Origin of the sequence: Staphylococcus sp. GDX8P80P (assembly GCF_017893095.1) — a bacterium.
Taxonomy (GTDB): Bacteria; Bacillota; Bacilli; order Staphylococcales; family Staphylococcaceae; genus Staphylococcus; species Staphylococcus borealis.
In genome coordinates this window covers 31845-44222 of sequence record NZ_JAESMI010000028.1, presented here as the reverse complement: position 1 = coordinate 44222, position 12378 = coordinate 31845, and the positions used below count along the sequence as shown (strand labels likewise).

12 protein-coding genes are annotated in these 12378 nt (G+C 33.3%); 1 reads left to right on the top strand and 11 read right to left on the bottom strand.

What is annotated here, in order from left to right; all coding sequences use genetic code 11:
- Nucleotides 1–335: 335 nt before the first annotated feature.
- The 5 genes from KA858_RS03910 to KA858_RS03890 form a co-directional block, all read right to left on the bottom strand.
- Nucleotides 336–632 (bottom strand): thiamine-binding protein, encoded by a 297-nt coding sequence (locus KA858_RS03910; protein ID WP_053029347.1) that lies wholly within the window; start codon nt 630–632, stop codon nt 336–338.
- A gap of 45 nt (nt 633–677) precedes the next feature.
- Nucleotides 678–1304 (bottom strand): poly-gamma-glutamate hydrolase family protein, encoded by a 627-nt coding sequence (locus KA858_RS03905; protein WP_210135052.1) that lies wholly within the window; start codon nt 1302–1304, stop codon nt 678–680.
- A gap of 218 nt (nt 1305–1522) precedes the next feature.
- Nucleotides 1523–2389 (bottom strand): 2-oxoacid:ferredoxin oxidoreductase subunit beta, encoded by an 867-nt coding sequence (locus tag KA858_RS03900; RefSeq protein WP_210135051.1) that lies wholly within the window; start codon nt 2387–2389, stop codon nt 1523–1525.
- Entirely contained in the window at nt 2390–4150 is a 1761-nt protein-coding gene (locus KA858_RS03895; RefSeq protein ID WP_210135050.1) for a 2-oxoacid:acceptor oxidoreductase subunit alpha, read from the bottom strand. It abuts the gene before it with no gap.
- Nucleotides 4151–4283: 133 nt separating this feature from the next.
- A complete protein-coding gene (locus KA858_RS03890) occupies nt 4284–5078 on the bottom strand; it encodes a TIGR00282 family metallophosphoesterase (RefSeq protein WP_053029343.1) in 795 nt (264 codons plus the stop codon).
- Between the two features lie 159 nt (nt 5079–5237).
- Here KA858_RS03890 and KA858_RS03885 point away from each other — a divergent pair, with 159 nt between their 5' ends.
- Entirely contained in the window at nt 5238–5453 is a 216-nt protein-coding gene (locus KA858_RS03885; RefSeq protein WP_053029342.1) for a hypothetical protein, read from the top strand.
- Nucleotides 5454–5794: 341 nt separating this feature from the next.
- Here KA858_RS03885 and rny read toward each other — a convergent pair whose 3' ends face one another.
- From rny to KA858_RS03855, 6 genes are all read right to left on the bottom strand, one after another.
- The gene (rny, locus tag KA858_RS03880; protein WP_107630011.1) at nt 5795–7354 is read right to left on the bottom strand and encodes a ribonuclease Y; all 1560 of its coding nucleotides are present in this window, start codon (nt 7352–7354) and stop codon (nt 5795–5797) included.
- Between the two features lie 551 nt (nt 7355–7905).
- Entirely contained in the window at nt 7906–8952 is a 1047-nt protein-coding gene (recA, locus tag KA858_RS03875) for a recombinase RecA (RefSeq protein WP_053029340.1), read from the bottom strand.
- Nucleotides 8953–9127: 175 nt separating this feature from the next.
- On the bottom strand, nt 9128–10270 hold the full coding sequence (locus tag KA858_RS03870; RefSeq protein ID WP_210135049.1) for a CinA family nicotinamide mononucleotide deamidase-related protein: 1143 nt from the start codon (nt 10268–10270) through the stop codon (nt 9128–9130).
- A gap of 157 nt (nt 10271–10427) precedes the next feature.
- On the bottom strand, nt 10428–11003 hold the full coding sequence (gene pgsA, locus KA858_RS03865; RefSeq protein WP_053029338.1) for a CDP-diacylglycerol--glycerol-3-phosphate 3-phosphatidyltransferase: 576 nt from the start codon (nt 11001–11003) through the stop codon (nt 10428–10430).
- A gap of 33 nt (nt 11004–11036) precedes the next feature.
- On the bottom strand, nt 11037–11429 hold the full coding sequence (locus KA858_RS03860; RefSeq protein ID WP_075109161.1) for a helix-turn-helix domain-containing protein: 393 nt from the start codon (nt 11427–11429) through the stop codon (nt 11037–11039).
- 21 nt (nt 11430–11450) lie between these two features.
- Complete coding sequence (locus tag KA858_RS03855; protein WP_016930681.1) at nt 11451–12281, bottom strand: YmfK family protein; 831 nt, start codon at nt 12279–12281, stop codon at nt 11451–11453.
- Nucleotides 12282–12378 lie beyond the last annotated feature (97 nt).

The window sequence follows — 12378 nt, the reverse complement described above, 5'->3', positions numbered from 1 at the left end:
TCAACAGGACCCTCATTAGCCAAATATATAATCAAATATAGTTTAACACCTTATTCAAAAAATTCAAATTGAACGGTTTAGTTAAGTAATGCTTATTTTAATGATAAGTGCTTGACTAATCGTAGGAAAAGGAGTGAGTCAGAATTCTTTTAAAATTCATCGTCCACTCCTAGTTTGCTTTGCTTGTAGTATTTCTTAATGAAGCGCTACTTGTTGGGGCCCTTGACTAGAACTGAAAAAAGCTTGGTTTAAGCGCCTTATCAGTTCACTTAGCTACTGCGAATTTGCAAAAAACATCATTATATTATTTATGTCCTAGCCCCTTCAAAAGTCATTTATTCACTATCATATTTTCCTGTTAACGTTTCAATTGTGATACCAGCTGGTACATGATAAAACTTAACTTGACTAATAATACTTGGACATTCTAATTCAACCATTCGTTCATGTAATTTCTGAATTAGGATTAAACATTCACTCATATCGCCTTGAACTGTCGTTTCGAGAGGACCCACTCTAAAATGCAGACCAGAATCATTTATAATTTTGATAGCCTCATCTACGTACGGTATAACGTCTTCGTTGTTAGGCGTTTTTGGAACGATTTGAATACTCATTAATGTATCTTGCATTAACAATCACCTCAGTCTATTCTATTACCTTAATTCTACCACGCATTAATTAAAATTGCCTTTAGTAATTGCTATATTAATTGCTTTACTAAAATCAAACATCTTATCGTCCCAATTCGATTCGTCCAACCTACTTTTACGGTTACTCTTATTATTTTTGAATAAAGATTTTCTCAAACTAGACGTTAACTCTATTTGCACACCTACACCATTTTTTGTACAATTCACGATATTATTATCTTGAGTACCAGACATATGACTAGGTGCTTCTTTTACTTCTATACCAATTTGACTTAATTCTTCAACAATACGCTCTTTTAAAAGATTATCTTTACCACCGATATAAGCAATTTCATCTTCACCAAGACATCCATGAATTGTGATTGCACGTTCACTTGTTTTTACTAAATCCATAGCAATGTCATTATCATAATTAATAGATGTTACGTGCAACTCATTGCTTCCTTTTGTTCGCATACCATTAAATGCAAAATAATTAAATTGTCCATCATTAGCAATCACACGCGCAAGTTCAGTAGTAGCAGGTTCTATTCCACCGCCATGTATCGCTAGAATTGTTATTTTGCTATCTCTATTATCAGTGACAATTTCCCAATCTTCATTCTCAATCGTTTCATTTTGCAATTCTCTCATAGACTGATATTTATCCATTTTGAAACCTCACTTAAGTAAATTATTATTACTTTTCTTTTCCCTTCATTTTATTCCTAAAAAGTATTTATCTAAAATTTAATAATGATTACTTAAACTAAATACTTTTAATAGTATCTAAATACTAATGTATGATTCAAAGTATATATAATGAATAGGTCGTAATACAAAAAACTCACCTCCAAACATACGTTGTTTAGAAGTGAGGAATTAAATTTTTATACAAATTGAGAAGTTAAGTTGTTGAAATCTTCTTCAGTTATATGAATATCTCGCTTAGATAATGCACTTTCATTTAGTTCTTCTATTTGAGATTCATATGACGGGGTTTCAGTGTCTTGATACACGATACCTTTGACTAAAGACTCATGATCTAAAACAGTCTTCATAGCTAATTGTTTATCAGACGTATCATAGCCTTCTATGTCATCTAAACTTGTTAAATGTTCTTTAAACCAATCATACGTATTTACTTTGTTATAAGTAACACATGGTGAAAAGACATTTACAAATGAAAAGCCATCATGATTAATCGCATCTTCAATGATCTTAGTTAGCGCTTTAATATCACTAGAGAACCCTTGGGCTACAAATGTTGCACCTGATGATAATGCTAATTCAAGTGGTGCAACATTCTTCTCGATATTACCTTTAGGCGTAGATTTTGTTATGAAACCTACTGCAGATGATGGAGAGGTTTGCCCTTTAGTTAAGCCATAAATTTGATTGTCCATAACAATATACGTCATGTTCATATTACGTCTTAATGCATGAATAGTATGTCCCATACCAATAGCGTATCCATCACCATCACCACCAGAGGCAATGACAGTTAAATCCTTGTTCGCCATTTTAACCCCTTGTGCTAGTGGTAATGCACGTCCATGTATACCATGAACGCCGTATGAATTAATATAACCAGATAATCGGCCTGAACAGCCAATACCAGTAATGATTGCTACTTCCTCAGGCTCTAATCCGACGTTGGCAGCTGCTTTTTGAATAGCTGCTTGAACTGAGAAATCGCCACAACCTGGACACCAATTTGGCTTCACATTATTACGAAAATCTTTAAATGTAGCCAATTATACCAACTCCTTAATTTCACTTACTACTTCTTGCCCTTTAGATTCAATTTCATGAGGTAAGAAAGGTGTACCATCATATTTAGTTTGATTAATCAATTTATCTTGAATTGTTGTATTCATTTTAAGGATATTTGAAAGTTGCCCTTGATAATTATGTTCAACAACAATGACTTTAGATGCTTTATTAATAGCTGATTGAATAACATCTTTCGGCATAGGATGAAGTTGACGAATCTGCATAGTATTCACTTTTAAACCTTGCGCATTAAGTCTTTCAGCACCTTCTTGAATCGCACCTTTACTAGATATAAATCCAATAAATAAAATATCGGCTTCTTCGTGTTGTTCATTTAATTCAACTGGTTTTTCAATTAATAGATTTGCTGTTTTACGCATTCTCTTGTCCATTTGTTGACGTCTATTTTCAGCCGCTTCACTTGGTTTACCTTCTTCATTGTGTTCTACGCCAGTTACATGATGTATACCACCTTTAACTCCAGGTATAGGTCTAGGTGATACACCATTTCCTGTTAACGCATATCTTCTAAAGTATTGTTTGTCATCCTCTTCACGTTCAATATCAGATTGCAATAATTCGCCTCGTTGAATGTGAATTTTATTATAATCAAGATGTTCAACCGTTTGTTTACCTAATGATAATTGTAAATCACTCAATACTATTACTGGACATTGATATGCTTCAGCTAAGTTGAACGCTTCAATCGTTAAATAGAAAGCATCTTCAGCATCAGTAGGGGCTACGACAATTTTTGGTATATCCCCATGCGTACCATAAATCATTTGCATTAGATCAGATTGTTCTTGTTTAGTTGGTAAACCCGTTGATGGTCCACCTCGTTGTGTATTAATAATTACTAATGGTGTTTCCGTCATACCTGAAAGGCCTATAGCTTCCATCATAAGTGAAAGACCTGGTCCTGCACTGGCAGTAAATGCTCTAACACCTGCATAATTAGCACCGATTGCCATATTAGCTGCAGCAATTTCATCTTCAGTTTGTACTACTGTACCGCCTACTTTAGGTACGTTCGCAATCATATATTCCATTATTTCAGATGCAGGTGTAATTGGATAGGCAGCCATGAAACGAGAGCCCGCTGAAATAGCACCTAACCCTATTGCATCATTACCAATCATATATAAATGAGGATCTTTATCCGTTGGTTGCAATTTAAAATCTAACTGTAAATCATTCATTTGCGCTTTCATCAATGCATAACCTTGATTTAAAGCTTCAATATTCATTGCTACAACGTTTTCACCTTTTTTGGTAAACATATTTGTTATAAGCGTTTCGAATGTAGTTGTATCTAAATCCATGATGGCACACGTTGCACCAACAGCAACCATATTCTTCATAAGTGCAGTACCTAATTCTTTAGCTGTGCTAGTAAATGGTAATTCAATAAGTTGAGCATGACACGCTTCAGGTTTCGTCGGTTTTGCCTTTGCATCAGCAATAATAATACTATCCTCGCGCATTTCATGATGGTTCAATTCAATTGTTTCTTGGTCAAAAGCCACCAAAATGTCCAAATCATCACTAATTGCATGTACAGGTGTAGTGGATACTCTAATTTTATTATTAGTGTGTCCGCCTTTAATACGGCTTGAGAAATGTCTATATCCGTATAAATAATAACCTTTACGGTTCATCGCTGTGGCAAAAATTTCACCTGTCGATTCGATACCTTCACCTTGTTGTCCGCCCACTTTCCATGATATTTGTGATTTCATATCATATGCCTCCTGTGGAATTAATTCATAATAAATCATAACAAAAATAACCACCGTCTTACTATGACAACAGTGGCAATTATTTAAATTCATACTAATGGACTATATCCAATCGTCTATGAATGGTTTCAAATTATTTATTAAAAGGATGATCGTCGTTGATGAGTATTCTTTCAATATGCTTAGTTTTTCCTTCTTTATCTAAATCTATAATAACACCTGAAAGAACACTTCTGCCATCATTCGGCACAACATGACGTTGTGGCAAGCTTGTGATAAATCGTTCAATGACTTCATCACGATTAATTCCGAGTATTCCATCATAATACCCTGTCATACCTACATCTGTGATATAACCTGTACCATTAGGAAGCACACGTTCATCCGACGTTTGGATATGTGTATGCGTTCCAACTACGGCACTGACTCTACCATCTAAATACCATCCCATTGCGTTTTTTTCTGATGTCGTTTCCGCATGGAAATCTACAAAAATGTAATTCGTTTCTTTTTTAGCTTCTTCAATTAGTTGATCAGCTTTTTTAAAAGGATCATCTATATCTTGCATAAATGAACGTCCTTGTAAATTTATAATCGCTAACTTAATATCATTAATTTGAATAAATCTCATACCTACACCAGGTGCTTCACTAGGAAAATTTGCTGGTCTAACCATTCTATTTGCATTATCAATAAAATCATAAATTTCACGTTGTCCATATGTATGATTGCCCATTGTCATGAAATCTACACCATCTCTTAATAATTGTTTATACAATTTTTCAGTTAAACCTTTACCATGTGCTGCATTTTCAGCATTAACGATACTTACAGTTGGTCTATAAGATTGTTTAATTTTAGGTAAATATTCAGCAATCGCATTTCTTCCAACTTTTCCTACGATATCGCCAATAAATAATATTCTCATTGAATGTTCATCCTCTCATAAAAATAGTTTAATTCATATAGGGCTATAATAAAAGAGGATATTCTCACTCTTTTTAAATTAGATATCTATTTACTTTAGCATGTATACAACATATGTTAAGATAGATTTAACAAAAATAATAGGAGTTGTAAAATTTACATGTCAATTAATATTGATCCAGAGAAGTTTGCAGAATTAGTGGTAAAATCTAATCCGTCTAAATCAGAAGATGCAGAAGACATTGCTAAAGAAAGTCTTGAATTATACATCAATGCTTATCGTTTAGCGGAAAGATACTCAAATATTGCTACTAATTGTTATGATACAGCAGAAATTATTTCTGAATTGAAAAAAACTGATTTACAACTTAAATAATTTATTAAATCATCAATTAAGTAAAACACAAAAATATTTTAAGTTTACATTTAACAATTATTATAAGCGAATTATTATAAGCGATTGAATTTTAAGTGTTAAGTTGTACATTTGCATTAATGTTCAATCATTGGTTCGGAGTGAGATAAAGAAATTCATCTTGCTCCTTTTTATATCTTAAAATTGAAGTATGACAAATGATCAATTAATTTTCAAGATCTCCCTTTCATATATGTTAAAGTTCACCTGGTACTTCTTTTACTGTATGGCGTCATTTTTAACTTTTAAATGACGCTTTAAAGGCATAAAAAAACAGATCCAAAAATTGGATCTGTTAAAAATTATTTCGCATACTCTACTGCTCTTGTCTCTCTTACAACTGTCACTTTGATGTGACCAGGATATTGTAGTTCATCTTCAATTTGTGATTTAATGTCTCTAGCCAACCTGTGTGACTTCAAGTCGTCTATTTCCTCAGGTGATACAATGACTCTTATTTCTCGACCTGCTTGGATTGCGAATGCTTTTTCAACACCATCATAACCTTCAGAAAGTGTTTCTAAACGTTCCAATCTACGTATATAATTCTCTAATGTCTCTTTACGAGCACCTGGTCTTGCTGCAGATAATGCATCAGCAGCTGCTACCAAAATAGATATGATTGACGTAGGTTCTACATCACCGTGATGTGAATGAATTGCATTAATGACAGTGTCATTTTCTGCATATTTCTTAGCTAGTTCAACACCAATTTCTACGTGACTTCCTTCAACTTCATGATCGATGGCTTTACCTACATCATGAAGCAATCCAGCACGTTTGGCTAAGCTGACATCTTCCCCTAGTTCAGCAGCTAACATTCCAGATAAATGCGCTACTTCAATTGAATGTTTTAAGACGTTTTGACCATAGCTTGTTCTATAATTAAGACGACCTAAAACTTTAACTAAGTCTGGGTGCATGTTATGAACATTAATTTCAAATGTGGCTTGTTCACCAGCATCTCTTATAATGTCATCTACTTCTTTTCTAGCTTTATCAACCATTTCTTCTATTCTGCCTGGATGGATACGTCCATCTGAGACTAAATTAACTAATGCAGTACGCGCGATTTCACGTCTAATTGGATCAAAACCAGATAAAATGACTGCTTCTGGTGTATCATCAATGATTAAATCAATACCTGTTAATGTTTCTAAAGTTCTAATATTTCTACCTTCTCTACCAATTATGCGACCTTTCATCTCATCATTTGGTAAATTAACTACTGAAACTGTTGATTCTGTCGTATGATCAGCAGCTAAACGTTGTACGGTAGTAGCCAATAATTCTTTTGCTTTTTTATCAACTTTTTCTTTAGCTTCTTTTTCTTTTTCTTTAACAAGTACAGCAATATCTTGTGACAGTTCTTGTTCAACCCTTTGAAGTTGTTCATTTACAGCTTCTTCTTGAGTGAGACCGGAGATGCGTTCTAATTCTTGTTCATGCTTCATTATTAATGTCTGAACACTACTCTCTTTTGCATCTACTTGTTGTTGTCTTTCTTCAAGTTTAGATTCTTTTTGTTCTAAAATCTCATCTTTTTTATCAAGAAGATCAGATTTTCGATCTAAATTTTCCTCTTTTTGAAGAAGTCGGGCTTCTTGTTTTTGAAGCTCACCACGTCTTTCACGTAGTTCTGATTCAGTTTGTTCTCTTATGATTTGGTTTTCTTCTTTTGCCTCTAATAATTTTTCCTTTTTGATATTATCAGCTTCTTTTTGACCTTGCTTAATAATATCATCAGCAGTTTGTCTAGCTTGTAATTGCTTTTGATGCAATAAATTTCGGGCTACAATATACCCCACAACAACCCCTAGAATAATCCCCAGCAAAATGAGTAGGAGGTTTAATAAATTCACATAAACACCTCCTTTTTCTAGGTATTTGCTTTGTATATCAAAATCTCTTCATGATTTTTATGAATGTATAATAATTATACATATCAATTGTACGTTTATTAACTTGTTAGTGTCAAGATATGAAATTGCACTGGTGTGATGGCCATTCATTCCAAGCCCCGATCCCCACCTTGCTTTGCTTGTTGAATTTCTTGGTGTGATTTCTTGTGTAGGGTCATGTACAACCGGGACATCTATTTAATTAAATTCATTTTATTTAAGTGTTTGCTAAATTCTATGCCATACAGCAAATTGCTATCACTATTTATAACGTTTTCTTAAACTATGTATTCATTGAAAGTTCTATTTTTATATAACAAAAAGTCTACTACATTTTACTGATACACTACTTCTGTTGACACTTTTTCAGTGTCCATAACGAAAGTAGCTTATCAAATGTAGAAGACTCTTATCATGTTTCAAGCAACTATTTAAATGAATCGTTTTGTTTACTCATACGTTTCAAGTAAATTAATATACATGTGTTTAATTCAAAATTAAAGTTTTAAACGTTATTCTTCATCAAATAATGTTTGAGGCGCATCTTCTTCTTTATCCTCAACATCACCATCAAAAATACCAAGTTTTTCTCGTAATTTACGATCAATTTCTTCTTTAACTTGTGGATTTTCTTTAAGATACGTTTTTACATTTTCTTTACCTTGACCCATGCGATCACCGTTATAAGAATACCATGCACCTGATTTATCTACGATATCATTTTCAACACCAAGATCAATCAATTCACCTTCTTTAGAGATACCTTGACCATACATGATGTCTACTTCGGCAACTCTAAATGGAGGTGCAACTTTATTTTTTACAACTTTAATCTTAGTTCTATTACCAACAATTTCTTGTCCTTGTTTTAACTGTTCAGCACGACGAACTTCTAAACGTACAGAGCTATAGAATTTTAACGCACGTCCACCTGGTGTAGTTTCAGGGTTACCAAACATAACACCAACTTTTTCACGTATTTGGTTAATGAATATAGCCGTAGTATTCGATTTCGAAATGGCACCAGATAATTTACGTAGTGCTTGTGACATTAAACGGGCTTGAAGTCCCACATGTGTGTCACCCATCTCACCTTCAATTTCTGCTTTAGGTGTTAATGCTGCAACAGAGTCAACTACTACTATATCTACTGCACCACTTCGAACAAAAGCTTCGGCAATTTCTAAACCTTGTTCACCATGGTCTGGTTGTGATAGATATAAATTATCAATATCTACACCTAGTGCTTCAGCATATACTGGATCCAAAGCGTGTTCGGCATCGATGAAAGCAGCAACGCCACCATTCTTCTGTACTTCAGCAATAGCATGTAAAGCTACTGTAGTTTTACCAGAACTTTCTGGACCATAAATCTCAATGATTCTACCTTTAGGATAACCTCCTACACCAAGTGCATTATCTAAAGTAACTGAGCCACTTGATACACTTGAAACACGACGTCCTTTGTTGTCGCCTAGTTTCATAACGGCACCTTTACCGAAAGATTTTTCCATATTTTTTATAACTGTATCTAAAGCTTTTTGACGATCATTATCCAAAGCGAAACCTCCTATTAATGAGTTAATCCTCGTATTAATATCTTAACTAATACTATACATTCATTTGAATCTAATTACAAGTTTTTTGCGAATATTTGTTCGCTTTTATTGAAGTGCCTTATCACAAAATCGAACAAACGTACTCAATAGGTACTCATATTTTCAAAAAGAAACATTATTTAAACCAATTTAATAATTTTATTATGGCATAATTTTGACTTCTGTTTTGTAATATATTTCGTTTTAACGGCATTTTAAATGTTTCAAATTTAAATACACGTTCATCGCTATACCCAAGATAAACTTGCTCTTGATCATGTAATAACGCTATACCCAATTTAGTTTTATATAAATCTTTTACATATTGTGTTGCGTATTTAAGTTTATCTTCAATATTATCTATCTCAAAGATAAAGACACGTGAATCTGGTAATTGTCCCTCTAAAAGATGATTGGTATCATAATTTTTTAATCGTGTGTACAGTGCGCCATTAGTCACACCATCATATAAACTAAAACGTGTATCCATAGCATTCATAAGTGCTTGTTCAATTACAATATCATCTGAACCATAATAATATTTCCCAATTCTATCAAGAATTGCATTCTTAGTAGGTTCAATTAAGTTTTTACATTCATTTTTCGTATCGGCATTGGCAGTTAATCTTATATATACTTCATGCGTACCAGCTAACGGTGCGATGGTTGGGTTATCTTGATGATCGATTAAATCCATCAATTCAGTTTCAACTTTAGATTCTCCAATTCCAGCAAATCTCAATTGTTCTGAAAAAATAACGCTATCGTCATCCATTAAACAAGGTAATAATTCATTTTTGGCCATTGGTTTCATTTCACTTGGCGGACCAGGTAACAAAATAACTTTCTTATCTTCTATTTCCACTAACATACCTGGTGCCATTCCATAGTGATTTTGTAATACTTTAGCACCTTCAATAACTAACGCTTGTTGTTTATTATTCGGCGTCATTTCTTGACCTTGTTCTTTAAAATAATTTTCTATATATTCTAATGCTGTAGCATCAGTTACTAGATTTTTACCAAGCACTTTTGCAACAGTATGCTTTGTTAAATCGTCTTTCGTAGGTCCTAATCCTCCAGTGAACACAATTGTGTCATATCGTTTTAACCCGTCTTTAACCACACGTTCTAATCTTTGCGGATTGTCTCCAATAACCGTATGTTCAACGACACTTTTTCCAATACTATTAAATAATCTAGATAAATATTGTCCATTTGTATTGGCAATTTGGCCCAATAAAAGTTCTGAACCTACAGCAATAATTGAAATATTCATGTTCATTTCTCCCTATAGTGATAATTCTTACACGACATCTATTATTATAATGCATCAAATGACGCTTATTCTAAAATTTGAACTTAAAAAACCAAGAATAACTAGGAATAGCGTTGTCTTTCTATTCACTAGTATTCTTGGTTATATTTTCACTAATTTAGTGTTTAAAAACATCTCTACCTTTATAAAAGTATTCAATACCAGATAAAATCGTAAATAAAACACCAATATAAAGTAATACTTGGCCTATTTGAATGCCTATCCAAGTTGCTAATAAATCACCCAGTAAAATCCAGATAATTGCAACCATAGTCACAGCAGTTTTAATTTTACCTAATTGTCCTGCCGCACTTACAAAACCTTGCTCAATTTGTAATAATCGTAATCCTGTAACTGCAAATTCACGTGCGATAATAATAATGGCTACGACAGAATTCGTAAGTCCTAATTGGACCATAACAATTAATGCACTTGAAACGAGTAATTTGTCGGCTAAAGGATCTAAAAATTTACCCATATTCGTTACAAGTTGCCATTTTCTAGCTAAGTATCCATCAAGAAAGTCACTTAAAGAAGCTACAATAAAGATAATTGCAGCAATAAGTTGTTCAATGCGGATGTCAAATCCACCTAAAATAGATACATTGCCAAATCCAAAGTTCACTAGAGCAAATAAAATGAAAACAGGAATTAATATTACCCTAAAAATCGTGATTTGATTTGGTATATTCATGTTAAAGCCTCATTTCTAATTTTATCTCTTATTTTATAATAGTAACACAGCTAAGACCCATAAGATAAACGTAATTACAATAATACCGCCAATTAATATCATTAATTGTAGAGGTTCTTTATCTTTAGTGCGATATGTAGGCGCTTCATCATTATGGTATCTGTTCAGAAGTTCATTTAATTGATGTTGACTATCCGGTATTTCCTCACGATGCGCTTGTATCAATTGATATGAATCTATATTTACTACACTCGCATATCGGCGAATAAATCCCTCTGCATAGTCCACTTTCGCTAATTCATCAAAGCGGTTTTCTTCGATTAATTTAAGCGTATCACGTTTAATTTGAGTACGCTCTTCTAACTCTGCTAAAGTCATACCTAATCTTTCGCGTCTACCTTTCAATGTTTCACCAATTGTCTTCACTTTCAAAAGCCTCCACAACCACTATTCAAAAAATCCAAAACCTCCGCCAAACATGTCTTCTCCAAAGTCTAGCGAATTTTTACTTTTAACCGTTTGTTGCTTCATTTGATCATATTCAATTTCTTGATTTTCATTCTCTCGCAATTCAATAATATAATCAAAATCATCCATGCTATAGTTCCCTGATTCTACAAATAAATCAGGATGTTCAACCACTTTAATTGATGGTAATGTCATGACTTCACGAACTAATTCTTGATGCTTAGGATTTGATTCTCTAGCAGTGACAGCGCCATCAATAATATAGACATGATTTGAATCATATTCCCCTTTAATAAGTGAACTGCGTACAGTTTGCTTAATTAAAGTAGAGCTTATAAATAACCAACGTTTGTGAGCACATACGCTTCCAGCTACTATAGATTCCGTTTTTCCTACACGTGGCATACCTCTGATACCAATCAACTTATGACCTTCCTCTTTGAAAAGTTCAGCCAAAAAATCAACTAATAATCCTAAATCTTCACGTTCAAAACGAAATGTCTTTTTATCATCAGCATCTTGTTCAATATAACGTCCATGCCTTACAGCTAATCTATCACGCAATTCAGGCACTCTTAATTTGGTTATTTCTATTTCACTAAGTTCATTGATTATATGTTCAAAGCGATTAACTTTTTCAAGACTATCTGTTTTAATTAATAAACCTCGTCGGCCTTGATCTACCCCATTAATCGTAACAATGCTTATGCCTAACATGCCAAGTAAACTTGAAATATCTCCTAGTAAACCTGCTCGGTTAACCGTGATTTCATACTCAAGATACCATTCTTTTTTTTCGGCTACTGTCATCAATATCCGCCCCTTGTTTTAAATGGTAACCTACCATTGGAATATTAAAAATTAGTAATCATATTATAGCATTTAGAACTTAATACAAACACAAATT